Annotated in this window: 27 protein-coding genes; 6 read left to right on the top strand and 21 right to left on the bottom strand. The window is 71.5% G+C overall.

All coding sequences use genetic code 11. The features are described 5' to 3' along the window. Positions 1-2 precede the first annotated feature (2 nt). The 3 genes from CHF16_RS17525 to CHF16_RS17515 all read right to left on the bottom strand — a co-directional run bounded on the left by CHF16_RS17525 (position 3) and on the right by CHF16_RS17515 (position 3,291). Positions 3-1,418 (bottom strand): ABC transporter substrate-binding protein, encoded by a 1,416-nt coding sequence (locus tag CHF16_RS17525; RefSeq protein WP_089327118.1) that lies wholly within the window; start codon positions 1,416-1,418, stop codon positions 3-5. Between the two features lie 171 nt (positions 1,419-1,589). Further along, positions 1,590-2,375, bottom strand: coding sequence for an ABC transporter ATP-binding protein (locus CHF16_RS17520; protein ID WP_089327117.1), 786 nt, complete (start codon positions 2,373-2,375; stop codon positions 1,590-1,592). Between the two features lie 13 nt (positions 2,376-2,388). Beyond that, positions 2,389-3,291 carry an ABC transporter permease gene (locus CHF16_RS17515; RefSeq protein WP_245868691.1) on the bottom strand — a complete coding sequence of 301 codons (903 nt, stop codon included), beginning with the start codon at positions 3,289-3,291 and terminating at the stop codon, positions 2,389-2,391. A gap of 317 nt (positions 3,292-3,608) precedes the next feature. On the opposite strand from CHF16_RS17515, the gene CHF16_RS17510 reads away from it, so the two are divergent. The 3 genes from CHF16_RS17510 (at position 3,609) to CHF16_RS17500 (ending at position 6,766) form a co-directional block, all read left to right on the top strand. Beyond that, entirely contained in the window at positions 3,609-5,129 is a 1,521-nt protein-coding gene (locus tag CHF16_RS17510) for a bifunctional phosphatase PAP2/diacylglycerol kinase family protein (protein WP_089327115.1), read from the top strand. A 199-nt stretch (positions 5,130-5,328) separates the two neighbouring features. After that, positions 5,329-6,210 (top strand): VanW family protein, encoded by an 882-nt coding sequence (locus CHF16_RS17505; RefSeq protein WP_089327114.1) that lies wholly within the window; start codon positions 5,329-5,331, stop codon positions 6,208-6,210. Positions 6,211-6,244: 34 nt separating this feature from the next. Continuing rightward, the gene (locus CHF16_RS17500) at positions 6,245-6,766 is read left to right on the top strand and encodes a YceI family protein (protein WP_089327113.1); all 522 of its coding nucleotides are present in this window, start codon (positions 6,245-6,247) and stop codon (positions 6,764-6,766) included. Here CHF16_RS17500 and CHF16_RS17495 read toward each other — a convergent pair. The 14 genes from CHF16_RS17495 to CHF16_RS17430 form a co-directional block, all read right to left on the bottom strand. Then, the gene (locus CHF16_RS17495) at positions 6,750-7,538 is read right to left on the bottom strand and encodes a hypothetical protein (RefSeq protein ID WP_089327112.1); all 789 of its coding nucleotides are present in this window, start codon (positions 7,536-7,538) and stop codon (positions 6,750-6,752) included. The two genes, CHF16_RS17500 and CHF16_RS17495, sit on opposite strands and share 17 nt — an antisense overlap. Next, positions 7,535-8,650: a glycosyltransferase family 4 protein gene (locus CHF16_RS17490; RefSeq protein ID WP_089327111.1), complete on the bottom strand. Its 1,116-nt coding sequence runs from the start codon at positions 8,648-8,650 to the stop codon at positions 7,535-7,537. The genes CHF16_RS17495 and CHF16_RS17490 overlap by 4 nt, the downstream gene beginning before the upstream one ends. After that, on the bottom strand, positions 8,650-9,003 hold the full coding sequence (locus tag CHF16_RS17485; RefSeq protein ID WP_089327169.1) for a hypothetical protein: 354 nt from the start codon (positions 9,001-9,003) through the stop codon (positions 8,650-8,652). The genes CHF16_RS17490 and CHF16_RS17485 overlap by 1 nt, the downstream gene beginning before the upstream one ends. Beyond that, a complete protein-coding gene (locus tag CHF16_RS17480) occupies positions 9,000-9,728 on the bottom strand; it encodes a hypothetical protein (RefSeq protein WP_089327110.1) in 729 nt (242 codons plus the stop codon). The genes CHF16_RS17485 and CHF16_RS17480 overlap by 4 nt, the downstream gene beginning before the upstream one ends. Positions 9,729-9,831: 103 nt before the next feature. Beyond that, positions 9,832-10,983 carry a glycosyltransferase gene (locus CHF16_RS17475; RefSeq protein WP_089327109.1) on the bottom strand — a complete coding sequence of 384 codons (1,152 nt, stop codon included), beginning with the start codon at positions 10,981-10,983 and terminating at the stop codon, positions 9,832-9,834. Next, positions 10,980-11,933 (bottom strand): NAD-dependent epimerase/dehydratase family protein, encoded by a 954-nt coding sequence (locus tag CHF16_RS17470; RefSeq protein WP_245868688.1) that lies wholly within the window; start codon positions 11,931-11,933, stop codon positions 10,980-10,982. The genes CHF16_RS17475 and CHF16_RS17470 overlap by 4 nt, the downstream gene beginning before the upstream one ends. 52 nt (positions 11,934-11,985) lie before the next feature. Beyond that, positions 11,986-12,486: a YcxB family protein gene (locus CHF16_RS17465; RefSeq protein ID WP_179271568.1), complete on the bottom strand. Its 501-nt coding sequence runs from the start codon at positions 12,484-12,486 to the stop codon at positions 11,986-11,988. Between the two features lie 74 nt (positions 12,487-12,560). Next, positions 12,561-12,857, bottom strand: a complete 297-nt coding sequence (locus CHF16_RS17460; RefSeq protein ID WP_089327107.1) for a MoaD/ThiS family protein — start codon at positions 12,855-12,857, stop codon at positions 12,561-12,563. Then, on the bottom strand, positions 12,854-13,969 hold the full coding sequence (locus tag CHF16_RS17455) for a WD40/YVTN/BNR-like repeat-containing protein (RefSeq protein WP_089327167.1): 1,116 nt from the start codon (positions 13,967-13,969) through the stop codon (positions 12,854-12,856). Before CHF16_RS17455 ends, CHF16_RS17460 begins: the two co-directional genes overlap by 4 nt. A 76-nt stretch (positions 13,970-14,045) precedes the next feature. After that, on the bottom strand, positions 14,046-14,996 hold the full coding sequence (hemC, locus tag CHF16_RS17450; RefSeq protein WP_089327106.1) for a hydroxymethylbilane synthase: 951 nt from the start codon (positions 14,994-14,996) through the stop codon (positions 14,046-14,048). Between the two features lie 49 nt (positions 14,997-15,045). Next, the gene (locus CHF16_RS17445) at positions 15,046-15,390 is read right to left on the bottom strand and encodes a hypothetical protein (protein ID WP_179271567.1); all 345 of its coding nucleotides are present in this window, start codon (positions 15,388-15,390) and stop codon (positions 15,046-15,048) included. Between the two features lie 41 nt (positions 15,391-15,431). Then, the gene (locus CHF16_RS17440) at positions 15,432-15,791 is read right to left on the bottom strand and encodes an ATP-binding protein (protein WP_143228023.1); all 360 of its coding nucleotides are present in this window, start codon (positions 15,789-15,791) and stop codon (positions 15,432-15,434) included. Positions 15,792-15,915: 124 nt separating this feature from the next. Next, positions 15,916-16,587: a GntR family transcriptional regulator gene (locus tag CHF16_RS17435; RefSeq protein WP_281259368.1), complete on the bottom strand. Its 672-nt coding sequence runs from the start codon at positions 16,585-16,587 to the stop codon at positions 15,916-15,918. A 35-nt stretch (positions 16,588-16,622) separates the two neighbouring features. Then, positions 16,623-17,162: a GntR family transcriptional regulator gene (locus tag CHF16_RS17430; protein ID WP_089327102.1), complete on the bottom strand. Its 540-nt coding sequence runs from the start codon at positions 17,160-17,162 to the stop codon at positions 16,623-16,625. 206 nt (positions 17,163-17,368) lie between these two features. Here CHF16_RS17430 and CHF16_RS17425 point away from each other — a divergent pair, with 206 nt between their 5' ends. After that, positions 17,369-17,659, top strand: coding sequence for a DUF397 domain-containing protein (locus CHF16_RS17425; RefSeq protein ID WP_342750100.1), 291 nt, complete (start codon positions 17,369-17,371; stop codon positions 17,657-17,659). A 663-nt stretch (positions 17,660-18,322) separates the two neighbouring features. Here CHF16_RS17425 and CHF16_RS17420 read toward each other — a convergent pair. Next, positions 18,323-19,570 carry an HNH endonuclease signature motif containing protein gene (locus CHF16_RS17420; RefSeq protein WP_143228022.1) on the bottom strand — a complete coding sequence of 416 codons (1,248 nt, stop codon included), beginning with the start codon at positions 19,568-19,570 and terminating at the stop codon, positions 18,323-18,325. Between the two features lie 642 nt (positions 19,571-20,212). Further along, on the bottom strand, positions 20,213-21,856 hold the full coding sequence (locus tag CHF16_RS17415; RefSeq protein WP_089327099.1) for an ABC-F family ATP-binding cassette domain-containing protein: 1,644 nt from the start codon (positions 21,854-21,856) through the stop codon (positions 20,213-20,215). Between the two features lie 118 nt (positions 21,857-21,974). On the opposite strand from CHF16_RS17415, the gene CHF16_RS17410 reads away from it, so the two are divergent. Beyond that, positions 21,975-22,892: a rhomboid family intramembrane serine protease gene (locus tag CHF16_RS17410; protein ID WP_089327098.1), complete on the top strand. Its 918-nt coding sequence runs from the start codon at positions 21,975-21,977 to the stop codon at positions 22,890-22,892. A gap of 77 nt (positions 22,893-22,969) precedes the next feature. Here CHF16_RS17410 and CHF16_RS17405 read toward each other — a convergent pair whose 3' ends face one another. Continuing rightward, on the bottom strand, positions 22,970-24,670 hold the full coding sequence (locus CHF16_RS17405; RefSeq protein WP_089327097.1) for a proline--tRNA ligase: 1,701 nt from the start codon (positions 24,668-24,670) through the stop codon (positions 22,970-22,972). A gap of 58 nt (positions 24,671-24,728) precedes the next feature. Here CHF16_RS17405 and proS point away from each other — a divergent pair, with 58 nt between their 5' ends. Next, positions 24,729-26,177 (top strand): proline--tRNA ligase, encoded by a 1,449-nt coding sequence (proS, locus tag CHF16_RS17400; RefSeq protein WP_179271566.1) that lies wholly within the window; start codon positions 24,729-24,731, stop codon positions 26,175-26,177. 22 nt (positions 26,178-26,199) lie between these two features. Here the strand turns inward: proS and CHF16_RS17395 are convergent, their stop codons facing one another. Beyond that, complete coding sequence (locus tag CHF16_RS17395; protein ID WP_089327095.1) at positions 26,200-26,703, bottom strand: DUF6328 family protein; 504 nt, start codon at positions 26,701-26,703, stop codon at positions 26,200-26,202. Positions 26,704-26,791: the final 88 nt, after the last annotated feature.

Here is a 26,791-nt window from a genome sequence, read left to right as displayed (position 1 = left end):
CCTCAGCCGCCCACGAGGCCGCGGCCGCGCCAGTTCTTGAAGATCGCGTTGGCGCGCCGCTCGGCCTCCTCGACCGCCTGGCGCGGGGACGCCTGGCCGCGGGCGGCGCGGCCGAACATCGTCGGCAGCACGTTGGTGTTGAAGATCTCGCCGATCGCCGGGTTGGACGGGCCCGGGTAGCCGATGTTCGCGCTCCACGACGTCGCCGTCTTCAGCAGCGCCAGCTTGTCCGCCGGCTTCGCGCCCCACGGGTCGTCGTCCAGCCAGCCGTTCAGCTGCGGGACGAGCGACGGCCAGCCCGGCAGGTCGTACAGCTCCGAGTGGTACGACACCGCCGGGAAGTTCGCCGTGTAGTGCAGCAGGAACTCCTTCGCCGCGTCCGCGTTGCCCGCGTACTTCGGCACGATCCACTGCTGGATCACGTGCTGCGCCGCCATCGCCGCCTTCGGGCCGCGCAGCGCGGGCACGAAGAAGATGTCGTCGCCGATCGTCCGGTTGGTGCCCATCGCGGTGCGCCACGCCGAGATGGAGTTCAGGATGTAGGACGACTTGCCGGCGATGAGCGCCTGGTTGTTCGACGCCGGCGTCCATGAGAAGACCTCGCTGGTCTCGGCCTCCTTGAACAGCCGCGTCATGTACTCGACGGCCGCGACGGTCGCGTCCGAGTTGAGCACGACCCGTTCGTTCTGGTCCTGGACGGAGCCGCCGTACGACCACAGCAGCGCCCGCGCCGCCATGTTCGAGTCGGTCTCCGGGGACAGCCCGATGCCGCACGGCACCCCGGTCTGCTTCTTGATCTCGGCCGCGCCGCGCAGCAGGTCGTCCCAGCTCGACGGGCCGTTCGGCATGCCGACCTTCTGCCACATCGACCGGCGGTAGTCGCCGGGGTCCGGCGACCAGCCGGGGCAGTAGGCGTAGAACTTCCTGGTGTTGGGGTTGAAGCTCGACTTGCGGCACAGCTCCAGCTGCTGCCCCCAGCGCCGGTTCGCCTCCTGCACGACGTCGGCCATGTCGAGGACGGACGGCTCGTACTGCGAGAACGGCGCGATGTGCTGGATCAGGTCGTGGCCGCGCCCCGCCTGGATCTCGGAGGCGGCCCGGCGGGGGACGTCCACGGTGTTGATGTGGTCGACCCGGACGTCCACCCCGACCTTCTTGCCCCAGTCGGAGACGAACGCGTCGAACCATTTGTCGTGCCGGGGCACGAAGTGGCTCCACATCAGGATGCTGAGGGAGCCGCTCAGCTTCTTCGCGGGTGCGGTGAACACCTCCTTCGGGGCGTTCCCGCTGCTCTTCGCCTGCGGGCCCGAGGACTCGCTGGCGCAGCCCGCCAGCGCGCCGTACGCGCCCGCCGCGACCGCCGCCGAGGACAGGAAGCCGCGCCTGCTGATCCGTGGGGTGTCGAACCGATCGGCCATGGGAGTCTCCCTCGCCGCTGGAGGTCTCCCCTCGACGGTAGATCCGCGAGGGGACTTCATCCAGAGACGATCCGGTAACTCCGCGTCACTGTGGCCTCACCGGCCACGACGGCCCCGGCGGTACTCCAGTGTTACTCGCCGGTGGCCCGTGTCATTTGCCGGTGGCCCGTGTTATTTGCCGGTGGCTTCGGTGTAGGCGGCGATGACCTCCGCGGGGTCGCCGTCCATGTGCATGCGGCCGTCGTCGATCCAGATGACCCGGTCGCACATCTCCTTGACCGTGTCGAGCTGGTGCGCGACGAGGAACACCGCGCCGGCCTCCTTGCGCAGGACGTCGATCCGGCGCTTGCTCTTGGCCCGGAACTTGGCGTCGCCGGTGGCGAGGGCCTCGTCGATCAGCAGCACGTCGTGGGTCTTCGCCGCGGCGATCGCGAACCTCAGCCGCGCCCCCATGCCGGACGAGTACGTCCGCATCGGGTACTGGATGAAGCCCTCCTTCAGCCCGGCGAAGTCGACGATCTCCTGGTACTTGGCCTTCGTCTCCGCCGGGGACATGCCCATCGCGAGGCAGCCGAGGATGATGTTGCGCTCGCCGGTGAGGTCCTTCATCAGGGCCGCGTTCACGCCCAGCAGGGACGGCTGGCCGTCGGTGTAGACGCCGCCGCGGTGCGGGGGCAGCAGCCCCGCGATGGCCTTCAGCAGCGTCGACTTGCCGGAGCCGTTGGTGCCGATGATCCCGACGGCCTCGCCGCGGTAGGCCACGAACGACAGGCCCTTGATCGCGTGGACCTCGGTCATGCTGGGGCGGCTCTGCCGGCGCAGGACCCGCGAGAACGCGGACGCCGCGTTGCCCTTCCCGCCCGCGCCGTACACGCGGTAGACGATGTGCAGGTCGTCCACGACGACGATCGGCTCCCGGGACGGGTCGATGGTGACCTGGTTTCCGGTGGGGTTCATGCGCACCTTCGTGTCAGCCACGGCCGTATCGCTCCTCAGCGCGGTGGAAGTACATGAAACCGCCGACCAGCATCACCACGGCCCACACGACCGCGTACAACCACAGCTGGCCCACCTCGTTCAGCTTGAGCACGTCCTGGACGTAGTTGCGGTACTTGCCGAGCAGGACGTGCCGGCTCAGCTCGACGTACACGTACGCCGGATTGGCCTTCATCAGCTCGGCCAGCCACGGGTACTCGGCGAGCTTGGAGCCGGGGCCCATCAGCGAGGGCAGGCTGAAGATGACGCCGGACATGTACAGCCAGGTCCGCATGACGAACGGCAGCAGCTGGCTGATGTCCCGGTTGAACGCGCCGAGCCGCGCCATCACCAGGCTGATCCCGACGTTGAACATCAGCTGGAGCGCGACGACCGGGATGAACAGCAGCATCTGGAGGGAGAGCGGCTCCCCCTTCGCGAAGATGATCGCGAACAGCACGACCAGGGCGAGCAGGAGCTGCTGGAGCTCGACGACCGCGATCGCCAGCGGCAGCGTGGCCCGCGGGAAGTGCAGTGCGCGGATCAGCGAGAGGTTGTCGCCGACGGACTTCGCTCCGGAGGTGACCGAGCGCTGGGTGAACCCGAAGAGGAAGACGCCGGTCACGAGGAACGGGATGAAGTCCGGCAGCCCGCGGCTGGTGTTCAGCAGCTTGCCGAAGATCAGGTAGTACACCGCCGCGTTGAGCAGCGGTGTCAGCAGCTGCCACACCTGGCCGAGCCGCGAGTCGGAGTACATCGAGATGTTCTTGGCCGACGCGAACGCCCAGATGAAGTTCCGGCGAGCCCATACGTCCTGGATGTACTTGCGCAGCGGGGGGCGCGCAGCGCTCTGCCTCAGCCCGTGTCGTGCGGCGTAGTCGGCCAGGGACCCGTTCACGTGATATGGCTCCGCGATCGTTCCGACCGACTCGCCACCCGGGGATCCGAGCCGTTCCGGGTGACTCATGTCGCGAAGCCTATTGCAGTCGTTGAGTCCAGAGTGACGTTCGCCCGCATGTGACCCCCGATTTGAGATCTTTACGGAATCATGTCGGCGTCCCTGGGGATACCCCGGACATGCGGGTCAACCACTCACGGAGCATCGCCGTGCCGTCACGGTCCGTCATCCGGCGTCGTCACGAGCCCGGCCATGCCGCCTCCCGATCCGTCTCCCCCCGATCCGTCTCCCCCCGATCCGTCTCCCCCGGGTCCGTCGTGTTGCGCCGCCTCGGCCGCGCCGACCGGTGGGCGTTCGACCGGGTGGCCGCGGCGCGGCTGCGCGGGCTGGAGTACGTCCTGCCCCGGCTGTCGCGGTTCGCCGACCACGGTGTGCTCTGGTTCACCACGGCCGGGGTGATGGGGCTCACGGGACGGCCCCGGCTGCGGCGCGCGGCGCTGCGCGGGGCGATCGCGATCGCGGTGGCGAGCCCGGCCGTGAACCTCCTGGGCAAGCAGGCGTTCCGCCGCAAGCGCCCCGTCGTCGACCTGGTGCCGCCGATCCGGATCCGCTGGAAGCTGCCGACCTCGCACGCGTTCCCGTCCGGCCACTCGGCGTCCGCCGCCGCGTTCGCGACCGGGGTCGCGCTGGAGGCGCCGCGGCGGCTGGCGGTGCCGGTCGCGGTGACGGCCGCCGCCGTGGCCTTCTCCCGCGTCTATACCGGCGCCCACTACCCGGGCGACGTCCTCGCCGGCCTCGGGGTCGGCGCGCTGGCCGGGGCGGGCACCCGCCTGGTGTGGCCCGCGCGGCCCCCGGTGGCGCGGGTGGCGCCGACGGCGGAGCGGGCGGGCGCGGCCGAGGACGGGCGCGGTCTGGTCGTGGTCGCCAACACCGGCGCCGGGCCGGGCGCGGGCGGCGAGGCGGCCGGGATCTCCCTGCCGGGGCGGCCCGAGGTGACGCTGGGGCTGGTCCGGCGCGAGCTGCCGGCGGCCGAGATCGTCGAGCTGGACCCGGACGACGACGTCGACAAGGCCTTCCACGAGGCGGCGGAGCGCGCCCGGGTGCTCGGCGTCGTCGGCGGCGACGGCACGGTGAACGCGGCGGCGGGCGCCGCCCTGAAGCACGGGGTGCCGCTGCTCGTCGTCCCGGGCGGGACGTTCGACCACTTCGCCCGCGCGCTCGGCATCGAGTCGGCGGCGGAGGCGATCGCCGCGTACCGGGACGGGCGGCTCGGCCGGGTCGACGTGGCCTACGCCGCCCCGGCCGGTGCGGGCGGGGACGGCGCGGGCGGGGACGGCGAGCGGCTGTTCCTCAACACCGCGAGCTTCGGTGCCTACACCGAGCTGGTCGACCGGCGCGAGCGGCTGGAGCGGCGGATCGGCAAGTGGCCGGCGCTCGCGGTCGCGGCGGTCCGCACGCTGCGGCACTCCGAGCCCGTCGAGCTGCGGGTGGACGGGCGAGCGCTGCGGGTATGGCTGGCGTTCGTCGGCAACTGCGCCTACGGCTCGCGGGGCCCGGCCCCGACCTGGCGCGGGCGGCTGGACGACGGCCGGCTCGACATCCGGATGATCGTCACCGGGCGGCGGGTGCCGCGGGTCCGCGCGGTCGCCGCGGTGCTGGCCGGTCCCCTGCACGTCATGCCCGGCTACCGGGCGTGGCGGGCGCACGGCCTGGAGGTCGTCTCCATGGACGGCGAGCTGCGGCTGGCGCGCGACGGCGAGGTCTCGTCGCTGCCGCCGGCGATCCGGTTCGGCAAGCACGCGGGCGCGCTCGCGGTGTTCCACCCCGCGGCGTCCTGACGGCGGTTCCGAGCGGTCGGACGGCGGCCCGTGACGAGCCCCGTCCCAAGGCGTCCCGTCCCAAGGCGCCCCGTCCCAAGGTGCGGCCCCGTGTTGGCCGGGTACCGGTCTTGATCGGGTAAAAGCACGGGGTTACCGGTCCGTCGGCGGCAGGGTCCGGTGCAGGATCCCGATAGGGGATCATCGGGGGGTGTGAGCCGTGGGACGGACCCTGCGGGACCGGTACCGGCGACGCCGGGGGCGCGAGCGGCAGCTGCGCCAGTGCGTCCGCCAGTGGTGGCCGATCGTGGCGGGGACGCTCGCGACGACCGGTCTCTTACTCGGCGCCTACCTGGAGGTCCCGCGCCAGAAGGGGGCGTCGGCGACGCTGGCCGCCCCGGGCCGTCCGGGCGCGAAGCGGCCGGACGCGGCGCGGCGCGGGGCGGCGGAGCGGCCGATGAGCACCTACACGACGCGGTTCGCGCCGGGGGAGCCGCGCGTCCGCAACATCGAGCTGGCGGCGGAGATCCTGGACGGGCACATCGTCGAGCCGGGCGGGACGTTCTCGTTCAACGGCGCGGTCGGGCCGCGGACGAGGAGCCGCGGGTACGTGCCCGCGCCCGCCATCCTGGGGTCGCGGCTGGTGAACGACGTGGGCGGAGGCATCTGCCAGGTGTCCACGACGCTGTTCAACGCCGTCTTCAAGGCGGGCCTGGACATCCGCAAGGCGCGCGCGCACACGATGTGGATGCCGGAGTACCCGGAAGGGCGGGAGGCCGCGGTCTCCTATCCGCAGCTCGACTTCACCTGGAAGAACGACACCGACGGTCCTGTGCGGATCCAGGTGGCCTACACAGGGTCGTCGCTGACGGTGAACCTGTGGGGCGAACGCAAGTACGGGGTGCGGTCGGAGACGTCCGAGCGGTACGGGTTCACCCCGTACGGGGAGGGTGTCGGGCACGGCCGCAAGTGCGTGCCCATGACGGGCCGCAAGGGCTTCGAGATCGACGTGTGGCGGACGCTGTACGCCGGGGAGCGCAAGGTGCGGCGGGAGAAGTTCCACACCGAGTACCGGCCGCAGCCGAAGGTGACATGCAGCTGAGGGGCGCGGGGCGGCGCATGGCAGGGTGGTGAGCATGCAGGGAGAGTTCGAGCTGGGGCCGGACGACGGGCGGCTGCTGATCCGTACGGGCCGCAGCGGGCTCGGCCGGCGGGCGGGGCACGATCTGACGATCGAGGCCACCCGGTGGTCGGCGTCGGTGCGGGCCCGGGAGCCGGTTCAGGAGTCGTCGGTCGCGGTGTCCGTCGAGGTGGACGGGCTGGAGGTCCGGGACGGCACCGGCGGCGCGCTGCCGCTGGGCGACCAGGACCGGGCCGACATCAAGCGGAACCTGCGCAAGATCCTCGACAGCGGCCGGTACCCGGAGATCACGTTCGTCTCGACGGCGGTCGGGGAGGACGCCGTCGAGGGCGATCTGACGATCATGGGCCGGACGAAGCCGGTGCGGGTCGCGGCCTCCCTGGACGGTCGCCGGGTGCGGGGCTCCGCCACGGTGACGCAGACCCGCTGGGGCATCAAGCCGTACTCGGCGTTCTTCGGCGCGCTGAAACTCGCCGACGACGTCGAGGTGGAGTTCGACGTCACGCTCCCCGAGTAGGCATCTCGCGCCGAGCGCGCGCGGCGCGCGTGAACTGGTCGTCCAGGCTGCGGGGGAACGGCAGGATCCGGTGCCGCTCGCGCCAGGGCGCGTACTGGCGGACGGCGTTGAACCCGCCCGCGGTGATGATGCGTTCGACGTTCGGGCCCGGCGTATGGGCGGGGTACACGTCCATATGGGCGACGTCTTCGGGCAGGCCATGCGGCCGTTGGGGCGATACCAGCGTCATCGGCGGGCGGACCCCTTCGGCGGACGCCATGTCCCGCGCATAGGAGACGAGTTCGAGGGTCTCCGGGTCGGGCCCGCTGTGGACGATGAGCCAGCCGTCCACATCGACCGGATCCGCTGGGGGATCGGTCAGGACCAGCGGCGACACCTCGTCCGACACCTCGCGCAGGTAGGCGTCATGGGCAGGGTCGAGCGGCTCAAGCACGAACGTGCGGTCGAAGCGCGGCGGGTCGGCGGGCAGCAGCGGGCGGTAAGCGTCCCAGCGCAGCAGCCGGGCCAGATGGGTGACGCTCGTCCCGGACGGGAAGCGGGCCAGTTCGCCCTTCAGCCCGGCGGGGAACGCGTCGACGACGACCTCGTCCGGCGTGAGGCCCGCCGCGCTCTCCACGACCCGCCAGCCGCCGGTGACGCGCGCGTCGCCGCCGAACCGGGACCCGGTCACCACCGTCACCGGGCCGTCCCCGTCCATCCCGAGGGTGTGCAGCGCCGCCCGGAGCCGCGTCAGATGGCCGAGCCCGTCCCCGGCCGCGTAGCAGACGATCACCGGGCGGCGTCGAGGACGGCCAGGTACCCGGCGGTCTCGGCGGCCGGGGTGAAGTCGCGGCGGATCCGCTCCGCGCCCGCCGCGCCGAGCTTCGCCAGCTCGCCGGCGCCCGCCCGCGCGGCCCGGTCGACGGCCGCGCGGCAGGCGTGCGCGTCCCCGGCCGGGAACGTGAACCCGATCTCGCCGTCCACGAGGTCGGCGAGGCCGCCGCCGTCCGAGGCGAGCAGCGGCACGCCGAGCGCCGCCGCCTCCAGCGCCACGTTCGGCATCCCGTCATAGAACGAGGGGAGGGCGACGAGGTCGCAGCCCGCGTAGACGGCCGGCAGGTCGTAGCGCTCCATGAACGGCAGGAACGAGTGCGGGACGTCGTGCCCGGCGAGCCATTCCCGCACCGACTCCTCGACCTCGCCGACCAGCACCAGGTGGAACGCGCCGGCATGTCCCGACGCGGCCAGCGCGTCCAGCAGGAACCCGACGCCCTTCTTCACCTTGAGCTGACCGATGAGGCCGATCGTCCGGCGGCCCGGCTCGACGTGCGCCTCCCGCCACGCCAGGCCCGCGGCCCGCTCGGACGGCAGCACCCGCCACTGCGCCGTGTCGACGCTGTTCGCGACGAACTCGACCGCCGCGTCCGGGGCCAGGGCCTTCACCAGCGGCGCGTGCGACCGCGCGACGACGCAGACGCGGGACGAGGCGCGCAGCGCGTCCGCGAGCACGCCGCGCCGCCGCATCGAGAACACGCCCACGTCGATGTCGTTGCCGCGCAGCAGCGTGACCAGCGGCGCGTCCAGCAGCGAGGACAGGACGGGCGCGGCGAGCATCGCGTACACGCCGCCGAACGCGACCACGTGGCTGTAGCCGGTGAGGCCCTCGGCGGTGACCGCCGTCCACAGCCGGCGCAGCGCGTGCTCGGAGTCGTCGCCGAGCGGGGCCGTCAGCAGCCGCCCGCCGTGCTCCCGCTTCACGCCCCACGGCCGGGCGCGGCGCGTCAGGTGCGCGACGTCCACCTCGACCCCGGCGCCGCGCAGGCCGCGCACGATCCGGTCGCACGACTGCGCCATGCCGCCCTGGCTCGGCGGGTAGTGCTCGGTGAGCCACAGGACGCGGTGCATCAGCTGTCCACGAACCCGGTGTCGTCGTCCGGCCCCCAGTCGCCGCTGTAGGAGTAGTCGTCACCGGGATTGAAGGCGTCCCGGTCGTACTGGTCGAACGAGGAGTACCAGTACGTGTCCTGGTAGGTCCGCGAGCTCCGCTCGTAGTACTCGCGCCGGCGGTTGCCGACCCACGCCGGGTCGTGCGGGTCCTCCGTGCGGTACCCGCGCGCGGCCGCGCACTCGGGGCACGTCCCGTCCAGCGCCTCGTGCGCCGCGCAGACGGGCCGCCCGCATCGCGGGCACGTCGCGACGGCCGCCTGGCCGCAGCGTCCGAGGACGAAGAATCCGGTGGTCACGGTGCAGCGGGTCACTTGGCCCTCCTCGCGGCCGTGCCGGGCGGGGTCCACCGGAACGGCTCCGTCGACACGTCCAGGATGCGGTTGAGCATGGCCTTGCCCTCCTGCACGCCCCGCAGCTTGCCGTCCACCCGGATCGCCATGCGCCTGCCCGGCTTGACCTGCACCTTGAGCCAGCGCGGCGGCGGTGACGACGGCTGCCGGACGACCGCGTCCTTGGCCAGCCGCCGGGTGACCCGCACGAGCTGCGTGGTCTTCGTCTTCGTCTTGATCTTGACCTTGCCGCGCGGGTTGCGCTTCTTGCGCTTGCGGTAGCGGACCCTGTCGGTGATGGACAGCTCCAGGACGCTGCCGTCGCGCAGCTCCGCCCGCATCCGCAGCCACGGGTCGATCGCGTACCACTGCTTCATCGAGATGACGGGACGCCGGACGGGCACGTCGTGCTGCGGGCCGCGCTTCTCGGCGACCGCGGGGCCGCGCAGGTCCGCAGCGACCGACAGCACCCCGTCCGGCGGCATGTCGGCGGCCAGCACCCGCAGCAGCGGGACGAGGACGGCCGGGACCCGCGGGGACAGCTGCCACTTGCGGCGCCTCACCACCGTGCGGTGCCCCGCGAGGCTCTGGATCACCGGCTCCCAGTCGTCGCGCCGCAGCGAGACGGAGAAGCCCTTCTCCAGGGTGAGCGCCTTGTGCAGCGGATGGAACCGCTCGATGGCGGCCTTCTGCTTACGCCAGAACATGTCGAACCACCTGTCGATCCAGCCACTCGTCGATCAGCCACTCGTCGATCAGCCACTCGTCGATCAGCCACCCGTCGAGCCGGCCACCCGTCGATCCAGCCATCTATCGGTCCAGCGTGCGGTAGACCTCGGCCAGCCGGGCGCGGGACCGCGCCCAGGTCAGGCCCTCCTCGATGTGCGCGCGGCCCCTCCGCCCCATCGCGGCGGCCTCGTCCGGGTACTCCAGCAGGATGCGGACCGCCCGCGCCAGCTCGGCGGGACGGTCGGCCGGGACGAGCCGCCCGTGCACCCCGTCCGCCATCAGCTCGCGGACGGCGGGCAGGTCCGAGGCGACGACCGGGACGCCCGCCGCCATCGACTCGATGACCTTCAGCGGCGCGCAGCCCTGGTCGAGGTTGCGGGCGCAGCCGGTCAGCGGCGCCACCGACGCCTCGGCGTGCGCGAGCCAGGCGGCGACCTCGTAGTGCGGCAGGGTGAACCGCCAGTCGATCCGGTCGGCGATCCCGAGCCGCTCCGCGAGCCGCCGCACCGGCTTCGCCCGCCGCTCCGGGACGGACGCGCAGACGACCAGCCGCAGCCCGTCGAGGTCGGCGAGCCGGGCGAACGCGCGCATCAGCACGTCCAGCCCCTGCCACGGCTGCATCGCGCCGACATAGATGACATAACGCTCAGGCGCATCGGCGGGCCGTTCGGTTTCACCGGGCACGTCCGCGCCGTTCGGCACGAGGTGCACCTTGCCCTCCGGGACGCCCCGCTCCCGGACCGCGTCGCCGATCACCCGCGACGGCACCACGACCGCGTCGCTGCGCTCCAGGCAGAACCGCTCCAGCTCGCGGATCTTGCCGAGCGTGCTCGGCGCCGCCCACGGCCACGTGTGGCTCATCTCGATCGACGGCAGGCCGTTCACCTCGTAGACGACCCTGTGCCGGCGCCCGTCCGCGACCGCCGGCAGCGCGCTCCAGGGGTCCCGGACGTGGCAGACCTCGAGGGTGTCCCAGTGCGGCGCCAGATGGTCGGCCACCCAGCCGGAGAACGCCTCGGCCCGGTCGATCAGGTTCGGGATCTGCGCGTCGAACCGCGCGATCTCCCGCGTCCCCTCCCGCTGGTAGCGGGGCAGGCCACCGCCGCCGATCGCGCCGAGGAGGCCGCCGCCGTACCGGTCGAACAGCTCGTCGGCCATCTGCGCGATGTGCACCGCCGACCCCTTGCTGGACGGGAACCGGTCGAACGCGACGTAGGCCGCTCTGTGCGTCATCCGACCCGCACCTCCGCCAGCGCCCGGTGCCAGGCGATCTGGTCGTCGAGCCCCTCCCGGAGCCCGATCGCGGGCTCCCAGCCGAGCAGTTCCCGGGCGCGGCCGGTGTCGGCCCACGTCCGGTCGGCGTCACCGGCCACGGGCGTCTCCCGCTGGATCTCCGCCCGGACGCCCAGGGCGTCGACGAGCATCGCGATCGCGTCCCGCACGGCCACATGCTCGGGATGGCCGACGTTGACGGCGATCCCCGAGGGCAGCTCCTCGGCCGCCGCGGCCAGCGTCGCCGCCACCACGTCCCGCACGTGCGTGAAGCTCCGCGACTTGCGGCCGTCCCCGAACACCGGCAGCGGACGCCCGTCCAGCGCCGCCTCCACGAACCGGTGGAAGGCCATGTCGGGCCGCTGCCGGGGCCCGTACACCGAGAAGTACCTGAGCACGACGACGCGGAGCCCCGCGTCCGCCGCGAGCCCGGCGAGCCGCTCCACCTCGACCTTGCTGACCGCGTAGGGGCTCTGCGGCCGCAGCCGGTCGTCCTCCCGGTTCGGCCGCCGCCCCGCCGACCCGTACACCGACGAGCTCGACGCGATGACCACCTTCGGCCTGCGTCCCGCCGCCGCGCACGCCGCGAGCAGCCGCCGCGTCGCCGTCACGTTGTCCCGCTCGGCGACGGCCCGCCCCGGACCCCACGAATCCCGCACACCGGGCCGCCCCGCCAGATGCAGGACGACATCCGCCTTCGCGGCGGCGTCCAGGTCGTCCACCGCGAGATCGATGTCGGCGGCGACGACACCGGGCCGCGCCGCGACCTCCGCCCACGTCCGCCGCGCGAGCCCCGGACTCAGCGACCGCGCGGGCGCGTCGACGGCGAGCACCTCGTGCCCCGCCCCCGAGCACGCGTCGACGACATGGCTCCCGATGAACCCCGCAGCACCCGTGACCACCACCCGCACCCGGGCACTTTATCCGCAGGACCCCGAACCGGGACAGGGCTCTCGTCCCAGCTCAACCAGGACTGCCACCGGGACGCCGGCCGGCCGTCGAGCGGAGGAACCCCTCCACCTCCGCCGCACTCTCCGGCGGCACGGCGCGCTTCGGAAGCGCCACGCAGAAGGACCGTCCGCTGAGCAACCACTGATCGGGCACCTCACGGACCCGATCCACCCGCTCCCAGGGGATCTCGGTGGCGATCCCGTCGACCTCCACCCGGACGTGGGCGGAGGTCAGGTGGATGCGCCGCTCCGCCTGCTGCCGGACCTGGGCGCGGTACACCCACAGGCTCACCAGGACGGGAACGGCCAGGAGAAGAGCGCCGCCCACGGCCGCCAGCGACGCCGCCCCCGTCGCCTCGCCATGCCGCGCCGCCGCGCGGGACAGGGCACCGGCGCCCACGACGGCCAGGACGCCGCCCGCCAGCCCGGCGTACAGGAGCCGGACGAACCACGGATACGCCGTGGCGCCGCGGCGTTCACGAGCGGTCGGCACATAGCTCAGGTCTAAGTTCACGCGGCCCGCACTCCCCATGAGGTCTCGATCTCCGAGCCGGACACGTTAGCGCCCGACTCGGACACAAGGGTCCCTCACCCGCCCGCCATGGCGCCGACCACCATGAAGGGCTCGGCACCCGCTACGACACGCGCGGGCAGGACGGTCTCAGGCGGGACATGGGAGAAGTCCTCCTCGCAGGCGTAGAAGCGGACGAACGCGCGGCGGCGGCCGGTCGAGCGGTCGCGGATCGTGCCGCGCAGCACCGGGTACCGCGCCTCCAGGGCGTCCAGGACCGAACACAGCGTCACCGGCTCGGGCACGGCCACCTCCACCTCGCCCTCCACCCGCGCCAGGACGCGCAGGTGCGCGGGCAGCACGACGCGGATCATGGCAGCGTCTGGACTTCCACCGACAGCACCGCCGGCAGGTCGCGGACGATCGGCGCCCAGGTGTCCCCGGCGTCCGCGGACGCGTACACCTGCCCGCCCGTCGTCCCGAAGTAGACGCCGCACGAGTCGAGCGAGTCGACGGCCATCGCGTCCCGCAGCACGTTGACGTAGCAATGCTCCTGCGGCAGGCCCTCGGTCAGCGGCTCCCACTCGTTGCCGCCCGCCCGGCTGCGGTACACGCGCAGCCGCCCCTCCGGCGGGTAGTGCTCGGAGTCGCTCTTGATCGGGACGACGTACACGGTGTCCGGCTCGTGGGCGTGCACCGCGATCGGGAACCCGAAGTCGCTCGGCAGGTCACCGCTGATCTCATGCCACGTCTCGCCCGCGTCGTCGCTGCGCATGACGTCCCAGTGCTTCTGCATGAACAGCACCTCGGGCCGCGACGGGTGCATCGCGATGCGGTGCACGCAGTGGCCGACCTCCGCGTCCGGGTCGGGGATGCCCTCGGACCGCAGCCCGCGGTTGATCGCCCGCCATGTCCTGCCGGCGTCGTCCGTCCGGAACACGCCCGCCGCCGAGATGGCCGCGTACATCCGCGCCGCGTCGACCGGGTCCCGCACGATGGTGTGCAGGCACATCCCGCCCGCGCCCGGCTGCCACGACGGCCCCGACCCGTGCTCGCGCAGCCCCGGCACCTCCCGCCAGGACGCGCCGCCGTCGTCCGTCAGGAACAGGGCGGCGTCCTCGACCCCGGCGTGCACGACATCGGGATCGGAGGGCGACGCCTCCAGATGCCAGACCCGTTTGAACTCCCACGGTCTCGGCGTCCCGTCGTACCACTGGTGCGTGCCGGGCACGCCCTCGTACGCGAACTCGTTCCCCATCGGCCGCCAGGTCGCGCCGCCGTCGTCCGACCGCTGGATCATCTGCCCGAACCACCCGGTGGACTGCGACACGTACAGCCGCTCCGGATCGGCGGGCGACCCCGCCACGTGGTAGATCTCCCACCCGCCGAAGTGGGGGCCGCTGACCGCCCAGTCCTTCCGCGCGCCATCCGAAGTGAGGATGAAGGCGCCCTTCCGCGTACCCACGAGAACCCGAACCCCGGTCATGCTGCCCTCCAAGAGCCGTCCGGCATGCTTCACCGGGGATGCTGACTCCCGCCACCACCAGAACTCATCGGTGCTCTCAGAGCGGCATACCGTCGATCAGATCGCGGGCGCCCTTCCGCAGCAGATCACGCGCCACGCGCGCCCCCAAGCTCTCGCCCTCGTCCGGGCCCGACCACTCGTGCGCGTAGACGGACTTGGCCCCGTCACAAGCGAAAACCATGCCTCTGAGCGACAACCGCCCATCCCGCTCCAGCCGAGCATGCCCGGCGATCGGGCTGTTGCAGTGTCCTTGAAGCCCCTGCAACATCGCCCGTTCGGCGCTCACGCACTGCCGCGTGTCCTCGTCGTCCAGCCCTCGCACCAGCTTGCGGACGTCGAGGTCGTCGCGGCGGCAGTCCACGGCCAGTACCCCGGCGCCTACGGCCGGAACGATGTCGAGCACCTCGCCCGCCCGCTCGATGCCCAGCCGCCGCAGACCCGCCCGCGCCAGCACGAGCGCATCGAGCTCGCCCGCGTCCAGCCGCCCGAGCCGCGAGTCGACGTTCCCGCGCAGGTTCTCCACCCGCAGATCGGGACGCAACCGCCCGAGCTGAGCGCGCCGCCGCACGGCCGACGTCCCCACCCGCGCGCCCGGCGCGAGACCGGCCAGGCTCCGAACCTGGCTCGCCCTTGGGAAGACCATCACATCGGCGGTGTCATCGCGTTCGAGGTAGGCGGCGAAGGCCAGCCCGGCCGGACGCGGTACATCGCCTGGCACGTCCTTGAGGCAGTGCACCGCGAGATCCACACGGCCCGCGAGCAGCGCCCGATCGATCTCCCGCATGAACGCGCCCTTACCGCCCAGCTCGCTGAGAGCCCCCCGGTGCCGATCGCCGGCCGTCGTGATGCCGACGACGTCGACCCGAACACCGGCCGCCTCCTCCAACCGCGCGGCCACCCCACGCGCCTGCGCCATCGCCAGCGCAGATGTACGCGTTCCGATTCGCAGCGCCCTACGTATGCCCAGCACCGCACCGTGCTCGCCCATGCGTTTATCCTCTGTCCCCACCTCGGACGCGTCCGGCGGACGGTCAGGCTCACACCAACTCCTGGCACGGGAACATGCGGTGCTTGAGGATGAGGTCGAGTGCACTGGCCGCAGCCTTGACCTCACCGCACGGCCAGACGAAACCACTCCGCCGGTCACCCGTCTCGCAGTAACCCCACTCCCCGCCGGGCAAGGCGCGGACGGTCACCGAAGCGCCGACGTCCTGGGTGACCCCGCATGCGTACACCCAAAGAAGCGCGGGGAAGCGGAACTCCCGCCGGTCGTACAGCCCGACACAGCGCCAGCCCAGCGGCAACAGCGCCACCCGCAGAACCTCAAGGCTTCGCACCGCCGCGTCATGCCCGCCGCCGAGCGTCCGGGCCTCGAGAACCAACCGCCACCGCCCGACGGCCCGCACCACTCGTCGGCGCCGGTTCACGAAGCGCCCCACTCGGCGAAAACGCCCTTGCCGCCCTCGCCGTCCCGCACCGCGCCCCAGCGGGCGGCCAGCTCCTCGACGATCATCAGCCCCCGCCCGCCGACCACGTCGGACCCGGGACGGCATGCGACCGGAAGCGTCTCGTCGCCGTCCCAGACCTTCAGCACGTAGACGCCGCCGTCCGCGCACGCGTCCACGCGGATCTCGTCGGTCTTCGCGTGCAGGACGGCATTCGTGACCAGCTCCGAGGCGACCACGCTCACCTCGTACGCGTCGACGGGCCACCCGGCGGCGATCCCCGCGACATGCTCCCGCGCCACCTTCACCATCCTCATATCCGGCTCGAATGCGATCACCAGACCCACTCCCTACCTGCCGAGCGCCCGCATTGGCGCACCGGAGGGGACTTTAATGCTTATCGCGATAAGCAGACAACCGATAGTGACGAGAATCTGACCCTCGGTGTGCGACGGGCGAGAGTCAGACGGGGAGGCGGTAGAGCAGTTCGTAGAGGTGGGAGCCTTTGACCAGCACCGATACCTCTACCGGGCGGTCGTCGTGTGAGTAGGCCACCCGGAACTGGCGGATCACCGGGACGTCCGGCAGGGCCAAGAGGTCGATCTCTTCGCTCGTCGGCATCCGCGACGACACGGCGTCCATGAAGTACCGCAGCTCCCACCCCAGATCGGCCAGGACGCGGGGGGCGCCGCCGCGGATCCGCTGCGTCCCGGCGAGGTCGGTGCCGGCCGCCAGCTCCAGCGGGTAGTACGACCGTTCGATCTCCACCGGCCGACCGGCGTGGCGCAGCAGCCGCCGCCGTAGCAGCACCCGGTCTCCGGCTCCGATGGCCAGCGCTTCCGCGACTTCGTTAGGTGCGGGGACCTCTTCAACCTGCAGGAGCTCGTAGGAGTAGCCGCCGGGTGTTGGAGTGAGATACGCCCCGATCTCCACACGGAACGGTTGGCGGTCACGGACGAAGACGCCCTTGCCCTGGCGGCTCGTCAGGTACCCCTCGGCCTTGAGTACCGCCAAAGCCTTCTGGACGGTCGTGTTCGATACACCGAACTCTGTGACGAGATGCACCGTGGAGGGCAACTGCGTTCCCGGCAGAAGGTCGCCGGCCATGATCCGGGCCCGCACCTCTGCCGCCACTTGCTCGTACGGCGGACGGTCATCAGCTCGTTGCGTCAATGTCGTGGCTCCATGACGAGTCGGTAGCGCAGATGGCGGCCCTCGGCGACCATCACCATCACTGAAGCCTCAAAGCATGTGCCTTCGGCGTCCAGGCAAGTGCGTGACAGGACGATCACCGGCGTCTCCGCCGGCAGTTGCAGCTCGGCGGCTTCAACGCTGGTCGCGGCCCGGAACACGATGTCCTCCCGCGCCTCGTGCACGGTATGGCCCATGCCGACGAGCAGGGTCACCGCCCCGCCCCTGATCCTCTCCGGGGTGGCGAGAGCCGTTCCCGCGGCGATCTCCGCCGGGTACCAGGAATCCGTCAGCTCCACGGGGCGGTCGTCGAGAAGCATGGTCCTGCGCCGTACTACCGCTGGTGTCTCCGGCGGCAGGTTCAAGGCCAAGGCCACGTCCGGCGGCGGGACCTCCGTCGAGACGTCCCGCAACCGCTGCGTGCCGACGCCGCCGGTTCGGGCGGCCTCTTCCCTCCACGGGTCGACTTGCCCCTCTTGCCGAGGAGACAGGTACGGCACCGAACTCACGGTCCACATGACACCCCTCCGTCCACAGCACTTCTCGCGAAAACCATTATGGCTGAGTGATCCTCATGGACGCTGGTCGGGCGCGATCTCCGCCCTGCCCGGGGGTGCGGTCACAACGAGTGCGCCCCAGGGGCGAGATGTCACGGGCGAACGGGTGACCACCGCACTCGCGAGCCTCCGTAGGCGGGCGCGCCCGCCTACGATCGGTCCTGCGGATGTCCAGGGCTTCGTCGCTTGTCAGTGATGTCGCCCCGTCCACCCCTGCCGAGGTGGCCAAGAGCCACGGAGGACTACGGATGAGCGAGTGGCGCAAGGCAAGCCGGAGCAATGCGTCCGGCAATGAGTGCGTGGAGGCCGCGGCTCTCGCTGAGGGGCGCGGTGTCAGGGACAGCAAAGCACCCGGCAACGGGCATCTCACCCTCTCCGGCAGGGCGTTCGGTGAACTCATCGCGAGGGTGAAGCGTGACGAGCTTGATCTCTCACGCCGCTCAGGTGGGTTGCAGTAGAGCAGTTCGTACAGGTGGGAATTCTTGACCAGCGCCGATTCCTCTATCGGGCGCTCTTCGTGCGAGTAGGCGACCCGGAAGTGGCGGGTCACCGGGACGTCCGGGCCAAGAGGTCGATCTCTTCGCTCGTCAGCATCCGCGACGACACCGCGTCCCGTCCACGAAGTACCGCAAAACTCTTGCGGCCAACCGGCGTTGCGCAGCCGCCGCCGTAGCAGCACCCGTCGCTGGCTCCGCTGCTGGGGCCTACCGCATTTTCGTTAGGCGGGGACCTATTCGACCTGCAGAAGCTCATAGAAATCAGCAGTCGAAAGAGCCGGGTGCGGGCGGGGGCTGTTGTGGCTTGGGTGGGTGTGGTGCCGACCGGGTTCGGGGGTCGGCTCAGGGATGGGCTTGGCATGTGGTGCCGGCGGGGTGGTCGTGCTTGGGTGCGCGCCTGCTGATGCATGTGGTCGTGGGCTGCCAAGCAGTGGGCGGACGGGTGAGGGTGGTGCCGTGCTCGCTCCCGTGCCGGCGCCGGTGCCGGTGGAGTGGCTGGGGGCGGTGTGTCGAGCGGGCAGCCGGGAATCAGGGCTGACGCGGAAGGTCATCGAGCCTGGGCGGTCGGGCCCGGGCCCGGGCCCGCGCCGCTGTGGCGGGCGGGCTCGGGTGTCGGTGTGTTGGTCAGGCGGCTTGGGGCCATGTGGGTGGTGGGTGTCTTCGCTGGTGGAGGGGGGCGGTGTCGGGTGGGTGGAGGCGGTAGGTGTAGCGGCCGTCGGGTGTTTTGGTGATGTGGAGTCGGTCGGGGTGGGTGTGTTTGTAGCGGTTGTGCCAGCCGCAGCACAGGGTGAGTTTGTCGATGTCGGTGGGGCTGTTGCCGAGGGCCCAGCCGTGGACGTGGTCGACCTCGCACAGCGTCCCAGGCACTTCGCACTCCTGCACCGCGCAGGTGTCGTAGAGCGTTTCCAGGACTTGGCGCTGCGGGGCGGTGGCGAACCGCACCCGGTGCCCCAGGTACAGCGGCGTGTTCCCCTGACCGAGCAGCACCGGTGACACCCCGGCGTTGAGGGCTATGCGGCGGGCCTGCTCTGCGGGGATGGGGGTGCCGTCGGTGAGGCGTGCGGGGGTGGTGCCGCCGGTGAGGGTGTCCAGGTCGCAGATGACGGTGACCTTGGTGGCCGTGTGCCCACCCGCCAGCACGCCGGTGAGCGCGGCCGCGGTGCGTTCGGACAGGTCGCGGTGGTCGTCGGTTCCGGCGGGCTTGGCCAGCGGTGCCAGGGTGCCGTCCCAGATCGCGGCGTCTTCGGCGTTGAGCCAGCCCTTGATGTACCGCCCGCCGTCCAGCGATCGGGTGGAGTCGATCCACGACCGCTCATATCCGCGCGCCACATCTGCCGGGGCCTGCTCACGCCCGTCGCGTTCGGCGATGACGTCGCGGATCCGCTTACCGAAGCTGGCGACCTTCCCCGCGGAGAAGCCTTGGTCGACCATGCTCAGCAGGATCTCTTCAGCGGCCGGGCAATCGTCATCGTCTAAGCGGGTGGTGGCTTCGGCGATCGTCGCGGCGTACCCGGTCGACAGTTCACCGGTAGTCCATCGCTCGGTGACCTCCGTCAGGCGGTGGCGCTGCCGCGCCAGGGTCAGCCGTTCCTTGGCGCGGGATTCGCGCATGCCCATGCGGGACCGCAGCCAGGAGCGGGTGGAGGGGAAACCCCACCGCTGCACCTCCCGGGCACTGTCCACGGCGCCGACGAGCCCGGCCAGTGCGGCCTCGTGCAGGTCGCTGGTGGCGGCGAGATCCTCGGCCAGATCCAGGCAGGCGGTTGGGGAGTCGGGGGCGGTGCGGGAAGCGAGTTCGGCGGCGATCGCTGACGCCGCGTTCACCAATTCGGCGGTGGACGCGGCGTCAAGATCGACCGAAATTGAACTCATGGACACATGATATCTGGCCCGGACGTCACTTCACGCTCTCGAACTAGAGTTCTATCATGATTTTTTAGCGGTGACTCATGATCGCCCTCAGCCGGTTTTTGCATAAGTTACATTTCGGGCATCTCGGTTTCATGGACTTGTGGATTGTGGAATGTAAGTTGTGTCCGCCTGTATGAGGGATCGGAGAGGCGGCAATCGGAGCAGGTTGTCCAATCGGTAACCTCAATGACTGGCACGTACCGCACGAGGCCCGTTGCTTGCCCAGTCGCGAACACCGGGGAGATGGACGCGCAATCACCCTTCTGGCCATTCCTTGCAGTCGTCACCCTGCAAGGCGCTCAAGCATGACCAGTGAACCGTTCATCCCCTCTGGCGGACGTCGATCTCCGCATCATCGCGATGGGTACGTCCAGCCGCCGAGCTCGGGGTCCGGGCCGAGACTGGACCGGCGCTGCTGAAAGCCACCGAGGACGGGCTGAACCTGCGCGTTCTGGACGGCACGCACGCTCATCACACGCGACCGGGTACGGCCGACCGGCAGTACTGCTCGGCCAAGCCTCTGGCAGGGCGTTCGGTGGGCTGGTCGCTCGGGTGGAGCGGGTGGAGCGGGTGGAGAGGGTGGAGAGGGTGGAGAGGGTGGGGTCAGCGGGGGCGGGCCACTCGGGCCTCGTCCCAGACGGGGTCGGGGGACTCGTAGACGGTGCCGTCGGCGCCGAAGATCAAGTGGCGGTCGAAGGCGCGGGCGAACCAGCGGTCGTGGGTCACGGAGATGACCGTGCCCTCGTAGGACTCCAGGCCCTCCTGCAGGGCTTCGGCGCTGGCGAGGTCGAGGTTGTCCGTCGGCTCGTCCAGCAGGAGGAGGGTGGCGCCGCCCAGCTCCAGGAGGAGGATCTGCAGGCGGGCCTGCTGGCCGCCGGAGAGGGTCTCGAAGGGCTGTTCGGCGCAGACGGTCAGCTCGTAGCGCGCCAGGGCGCTCATGGCGTCGTTGCGGAGGCGGGCGTGCTCGGTCATGACGATCTCGCACGGGGTGCGTCCGGCCAGGTCGGGACGGGCGTGGGTCTGCGCGAACAGGCCCGGGACGACGCGGGCGCCCAGGCGGGCCACGCCGGTGTGGGCGACGGGTTTCACCGGGGTCGCGCCACGAGGAAGTTCCTCGGCTATGGCCGTGAGCAGGCGCAGGAAGTGGGACTTGCCCGACCCGTTGGAGCCCAGTACCGCCACACGCTCGCCGTACCAGATCTCGGTGTCGAACGGCTTCATCAAGCCCGTCAGTTCCAGGTTCTCGCAGATCACCGAGCGTTTGCCGGTGCGGCCGCCGCGCAGGCGCATCTTGAGGTTCTGGTCGCGGGGCGGGATCTCCGGCGGGCCCGCCTCCTCGAACTTGCGCAGGCGGGTCTGGGCCGCGCGGTAGCGGGACGCGAAGCCGTCGTTGACCGTCGCCTTGGTGCGCAGCGTGTTGACGAGTTCCTTGAGCTTCGCGTGCTCCTCGTCCCAGCGGCGGCGCAGCTCTTCGAGCCGCTCGTTGCGGTCGCGGCGGGCGGCGGCGTAGGTGGCGAAGCGGCCGCCGTGGATCCAGACGCGGCCCGCCTCGACGGTGACGATCCGGTCGGCGGCGCGGTCGAGGAGTTCCCGGTCGTGGGACACGAGGAGGACCGTCTTGGGCGTTTCGCGCAGCCTTTCTTCCAGCCAGCGCTTGCCCGGGACGTCAAGGTAGTTGTCCGGCTCGTCCAGCAGGAGGACTTCGTCGGGGCCGCGCAGGAGGGCTTCCAGGGCGAGGCGTTTCTGCTCGCCGCCGGACAGGGTGCGCACCTCGCGCCAGCGGCAGGAGTCGTACGGGACGCCCAGCGCCGCCACGCAGCACGCGTCCCAGAGCACCTCGATCTCGTAGCCGCCCGCGTCGCCCCAGCCCGCGAGGGCCGTGGCGTAGCGGAGCTGGGTCGGTTCGTCGTCGCGCTCCATCATCGCCAGCTCGGCCGCCTCGACGGCTTCGGCCGCCGACCGGACGCGGGGCGGTGCCAGGGACAGCAGCAGGTCGTGCACCGAGGAGTCGTCCCGCATGCTGCCGATGAACTGGCGCATCACGCCGATGCCGCCGCTGTGCCCGACCGTCCCGGACTGCGGGGCGAGATCCCCCGCGATCAGGCGCAGGAGCGTCGTCTTGCCGGCGCCGTTCGGGCCGACGAGGGCGGCCGTGACGCCTTCGCCGACGCGGAAGGAGACGTCGTCCAGCAGTTTGCGGCCGTCCGGAAGCACATGGCTGATGTGGCCGACTTCGACGTGTCCCACCGTTCTCCCCCTCGCTGACCCACCGAGTGTCCGGAGGCGGCGGCGGGGCGTCAAACGGTTTTCCCGGGCGCTGTCGGCGGTTGCGGCTATGATCTCCGGCTCCGGGAGAGGTTGGACGATGACGGCGACACAAGAGGCCCCCGCGTGCTACCGGCACCCCAAGCGCGAGACGTATGTCCGCTGCTCGCGGTGCGACCGCTACATCTGCCCCGACTGCATGCGGACGGCCGCGGTGGGGCAGCAGTGCGTCGAGTGCGTTCGGGAGGGCAACAAGACGGTCCGGCAGGGGCGCACCGTCTTCGGCGGCACGGTTTCGGTCACGCCGTGGGTGACGTACGTACTCATCGCGGTCAACGTGCTGGTGTATCTCGGTGAGCTGGCCAAGCCCGACCTCGTCGACAGGCTCGGGTCGCTGGGCACCGGGCTCACCGGGCCGGACGGCGACCTCTTCGTGGCCGACGGGACGACCTACGCCGGGTTCGATCCCGTGGGCGTGGCCCACGGCGAGTGGTACCGGCTGATCACGTCGGCGTTCGTGCATCTGCCGCCGACGGAGGGCGGGTTCGGGATCCTCCACATCGTCTTCAACATGTGGTGGCTGTGGCGGCTCGGCCGCCCCGCCGAGGAGATGCTCGGCCGCTGGCGGTTCCTCGCCCTGTACCTGCTGTCCGCGCTCGGCGGCTCCGTGCTCGGCTACCTGATCGACCCCGGCATGAACGCGGTGGGCGCGTCCGGCGCGGTGTTCGGGCTCACCGCCGCCTACTGGATCTTCATGCGCCGGCTCGGGCACCGCATGGACGAGGCGAACCGGCTCGTCGTGCTCGCCCTGATCTGGCTGGTCGTCTCGGCCGGGATCGCCTCCTGGCAGGGGCACCTCGGCGGCCTCCTGGCGGGCGGCGCGGTCGCGCTGGCCTTCGCCTACGCGCCCCGGGAGCGGCGCCTGCCCGTCCAGGCGGGCGCCGCCGCGGCCCTGTTCGTCCTGCTGGCCGTGCTGGTGGTGGTCAAGACGGGGGAGCTGGGCGGCACCCTGCTGTGACGCTGTGAGGCTGACGCTGTGAGGCTGACGCTGTGAGGCTGACGCTGTGAGGCTGACGCTGTGATGCTGTGACAGCCTCAGGCCGCCTTCGCCAGCAGCGACTCGACATGGGCGGCCACCGCGGTCAAGGCGATCTTGGACGTCTCGCCGGTGGCGCGGACCGTCACCTCGGCCACGCCCTCCGCGAGGCCGCGGCGGCCGATCGTCACGCGGAACGGGATGCCGGTCAGCTCCGCGTCGCGGAACTTCACGCCCGCCCGCTCGGGACGGTCGTCGATCACGACCTCCACCCCGGCGTCCGACAGCGCGGCGTAGACATCCTCGGCCGCCCCCGACACGCCCGGGTCGTCGGACTGCGCCGGGACGACCACCACCTGGAACGGCGCCACGGAGACGGGCCACACGATGCCCCGCTCGTCGTGGTGGGTCTCGACGATCGCGGCCATCGCCCGCTCGACGCCGATCCCGTAGCTGCCCATCACCACCGGGACGCGCCGGCCGTCCGGGTCCAGGACCTCGACGCCGAGCGCCCGGGAGTAGCGGTCGCCGAGCTTGAAGATGTGCCCGACCTCGATGGCCCGGACGGTCTCCAGCGGCGTCCCGCAGCGGACGCAGGGCTCCCCGGCCGCGACCTCGCGCAGGTCGGCCCAGGCGCCGACCTCGATGTCGCGGCCGACGTCCACGCCGCGCAGGTGGACGTCGTCGGTGTTCGCGCCGGTGAACATGTCGCGGCGGCCGCGCAGCGCCTCGTCCGCGATCACCGGGAGGGCCGTGCCGACCGCGCCGAGGCTGCCGGGCAGCGCGCCGAGCGCGTCCCGGATCTCCGCCGGCTCCGCGGCGCGGATCTCCGCCGCGCCCGTCGCGTCCACCAGCTTCTGCTCGTTCAGCGGATGGTCGCCGCGCAGCAGGACGAGCGTGAGCGCGCCGTCCAGGACGTACACGAGCGTCTTGATCTGGCGGTCGCCCGGCGCGCCGTAGGCCAGCAGATCCTCGATGGTGCGGACGCCGGGCGTGTCGAACCGCTCCGGCGCGGGCAGGCCCGGCCCGTCGGACACCTCCGGCAGCGCCGACGTCGCCCGCTCGATGTTCGCCGCGTAGCCGCACGACGGGCAGCGGGCCACGAGGTCCTCGCCGGCGTCGGACGGGCACATGAACTCGGTCGAGCCGGAGCCGCCCATGGTGCCGCTGGACGCCTCGCACACCAGCGCCGGCACCCCCAGCCGCGCGAAGATCCGCGTGTAGGCGTCCCGGTAGGACTCGAACGACGCGTCGAGCCCGGCGCCGTCGGCGTCGAAGCTGTAGGCGTCCTTCATGGTGAACTCGCGGGTCCGCATGAGGCCGCCCTTGGGGCGCGGCTCGTCCCGGAACTTGGTCTGGAACTGGTACCACTGCTGCGGCAGCTGCCGGTACGAGCCGAGCTCCCGGGCGACCGTCGCGAAGATCTCCTCGTGCGTCATGCCGAGGGCGTGCTCGGCGCCGCGCCGGTCGCGGAGCCGGAACATCTCCTGCCCCATCAGCTCCCAGCGCCCCGACCTGCGCCACGGCTCGGCCGGATGCAGCGCGGGCAGCAGCATCTCCTGCGCGCCGATCCGCGCCATCTCCTCCCGGACGATCGCGATGATCTTCGATCGGACGCGGACGGCCAGCGGCAGCAGCGAGTAGTGCCCGGCGGTGAGCTGCCGGACGAACCCGGCGCGCAGCAGCAGCCGGTGGCTCGCCGCGTCCGCCTCCGCGGGGTCCTCGCGGAGCGTGGGCGCGAACATCTGGGACCAGCGCATCCCGCGAGGGTAGCGAAGGTGCCCGGATCAGCGCCGATGGTCAGTACCCTTGTGTGCCGTGAGTCGAGAAGGTGTGACACCGCAGAGCGAGGATTTCTCCGCCTGGTACAACGAGGTGGTCGTGCAGGCCCAGCTCGTCGACCGCGGCCCGGTGCGCGGCACGATGGTCATCCGACCGTACGGTTTCCGGATGTGGGAGCTGCTCCAGGCCGACCTGGACCGGCGCATCAAGGACGCGGGCCACGACAACGCCTGCTTCCCGATGTTCATCCCGGAGTCCTACCTCAAGCGCGAGGCCGAGCACGTCGAGGGCTTCTCGCCGGAGCTCGCGGTCGTCACCCACGCCGGCGGCAAGGACCTGGAGGAGCCGCTCGTCGTGCGGCCCACGTCCGAGACCGTCATCGGCGAGTACATGGCCAAGTGGATCGACTCCCACCGCGACCTGCCGCTGCTGCTGAACCAGTGGGCGAACGTCGTCCGGTGGGAGATGCGGCCCCGGATGTTCCTGCGCACGACCGAGTTCCTCTGGCAGGAGGGCCACACCGCGCACATCGACGAGGACGACGCGATGCGCGAGACGATGTGGGCGCTGGACGCCTACGCCGCCGTCGCCCGCGACCTCGCGGCGATGCCGGTCGTGCCCGGGGAGAAGACGCCCGGCGAGCGGTTCGCCGGCGCCGTCCGCACCTACACGATCGAGGGCATGATGCGGGACGGCCGGGCCCTGCAGGCCGGCACGTCGCACTACCTCGGCACCAACTTCGCCAAGGCGTTCGAGATCCAGTACCAGGACGAGGCGGGCAAGCTCACCCACGCCCACACCACGTCCTGGGGGATGAGCACCCGCATGATCGGCGGCGTGATCATGACGCACGGGGACGACAAGGGCCTGGTGCTGCCGCCGCGGCTCGCCCCCTACCAGGTCGTGATCGTCCCGATCGGGCGCAAGGAGCAGGGCGAGCAGGCCGCCGCCGAGGCCCGCCGGCTGGGCGCGGCGATCAAGTCGACGGGCGTGCGCGTGCACGTCGACGACAACCGCCCGCAGCTGTCGCCGGGCTTCAAGTTCAACGAGTGGGAGATGCGCGGCGTCCCGGTCCGCATCGAGCTCGGCAAGCGCGACATCGAGGCCGGCGTCGCGACCGTCGTCCGGCGGCTGCCGACCGCCGAGGGGCAGGGCAAGGAGCAGATCCCGCTCGCCAAGGTCCCCGAGGTGCTGCCCGGGATGCTCGCCGACTTCCAGGCGTTCCTGCTGGCCAGGGCCGAGGAGTTCCGCGAGTCCAACACCGCCGTCGTGGACGGCTGGGACGCCTTCGCCGCGCAGGTCGCCACCGGCTGGGCCCGCGCCTTCCACTGCGGCGAGACCGAGTGCGAGGACGCGATCAAGGCCGACACCGCCGCGACCCCGCGGGTCATCCCGGCGGACGCGCCCGAGGAGACCGGTACCTGCGTCAAGTGCGGCCGCCCGTCCGCCTACGGCAAGCGCGTCATCTTCGGCCGCGCCTACTGACCGCCGGGGAGCGCCCGCGCGGTCACGTGTCGCCCTCCGCGCGGGCGTTCGCCTTCATCCGGGCCAGATACGGCTGGACGAACCACACCCAGCCGCTCAGCGCCAGGATCCCCACGGCCGTCAGGACGACCGGGACCGCCCGCTCCGACAGCGACTCGACGATCAGCATGGTCGCCGCGGTGATCGAGACCGCCAGCGCGAACGCGCCGGCGATGCCGTACTGGTTCGCGCGCTTGATCAGCAGCTCCTTCTGCCCGAGCCGGAACAGGATGCGGTGCTGGAACGCCGGCGCGATGAAGCAGATCGACGCGAACGCGGCGGCGAACAGCGCGATGTAGTACAGCGTCGTCCCGGTGCCGTCCACCTTGTCGTAACCGGCGGAGAACGGGACGGTCAGCAGGAACGCGAACAGCACCTGCACCCCGGTCGTCGCGACCCGGAACCCCTGGAGCAGCTCCATCAGCTGCCGGTCCAGCCGCTCGTACTCGGTCTCATTGCGCGGCTTGTCGGCGGGATCGACGGTCATGTACCCGATCTACCCCGGCTGAACGACCATCATCCCGACAACCGGCGCATGACGGTCGGTTCGGGGTGGTCAGTCCGGGCGGCGTCAG

This window comes from Actinomadura meyerae, assembly GCF_900188445.1.
Taxonomy (GTDB): Bacteria; Actinomycetota; Actinomycetes; order Streptosporangiales; family Streptosporangiaceae; genus Spirillospora; species Spirillospora meyerae.
This window is presented reverse-complemented; position numbering and strand designations above follow the sequence as displayed.

Excerpts from the sequence above, each read along its gene's own strand:
- CHF16_RS17525 (WP_089327118.1), bottom strand. The coding sequence starts at position 1,418 with ATGGCCGATCGGTTCGACACCCCACGGATCAGCAGGCGCGGCTTCCTG.
- CHF16_RS17520 (WP_089327117.1), bottom strand. The coding sequence starts at position 2,375 with ATGAACCCCACCGGAAACCAGGTCACCATCGACCCGTCCCGGGAGCCG.
- CHF16_RS17500 (WP_089327113.1), top strand. The coding sequence starts at position 6,245 with ATGCAGGGAGAGTTCGAGCTGGGGCCGGACGACGGGCGGCTGCTGATC.
- CHF16_RS17490 (WP_089327111.1), bottom strand. The coding sequence starts at position 8,650 with ATGCACCGCGTCCTGTGGCTCACCGAGCACTACCCGCCGAGCCAGGGC.
- CHF16_RS17480 (WP_089327110.1), bottom strand. The coding sequence starts at position 9,728 with ATGTTCTGGCGTAAGCAGAAGGCCGCCATCGAGCGGTTCCATCCGCTG.
- CHF16_RS17475 (WP_089327109.1), bottom strand. The coding sequence starts at position 10,983 with ATGACGCACAGAGCGGCCTACGTCGCGTTCGACCGGTTCCCGTCCAGC.
- CHF16_RS17460 (WP_089327107.1), bottom strand. The coding sequence starts at position 12,857 with ATGATCCGCGTCGTGCTGCCCGCGCACCTGCGCGTCCTGGCGCGGGTG.
- CHF16_RS17455 (WP_089327167.1), bottom strand. The coding sequence starts at position 13,969 with ATGACCGGGGTTCGGGTTCTCGTGGGTACGCGGAAGGGCGCCTTCATC.
- hemC (WP_089327106.1), bottom strand. The coding sequence starts at position 14,996 with ATGGGCGAGCACGGTGCGGTGCTGGGCATACGTAGGGCGCTGCGAATC.
- CHF16_RS17430 (WP_089327102.1), bottom strand. The coding sequence starts at position 17,162 with ATGTGGACCGTGAGTTCGGTGCCGTACCTGTCTCCTCGGCAAGAGGGG.
- CHF16_RS17425 (WP_342750100.1), top strand. The coding sequence starts at position 17,369 with ATGTCCAGGGCTTCGTCGCTTGTCAGTGATGTCGCCCCGTCCACCCCT.
- CHF16_RS17420 (WP_143228022.1), bottom strand. The coding sequence starts at position 19,570 with ATGAGTTCAATTTCGGTCGATCTTGACGCCGCGTCCACCGCCGAATTG.
- CHF16_RS17410 (WP_089327098.1), top strand. The coding sequence starts at position 21,975 with ATGACGGCGACACAAGAGGCCCCCGCGTGCTACCGGCACCCCAAGCGC.
- CHF16_RS17405 (WP_089327097.1), bottom strand. The coding sequence starts at position 24,670 with ATGCGCTGGTCCCAGATGTTCGCGCCCACGCTCCGCGAGGACCCCGCG.
- CHF16_RS17395 (WP_089327095.1), bottom strand. The coding sequence starts at position 26,703 with ATGACCGTCGATCCCGCCGACAAGCCGCGCAATGAGACCGAGTACGAG.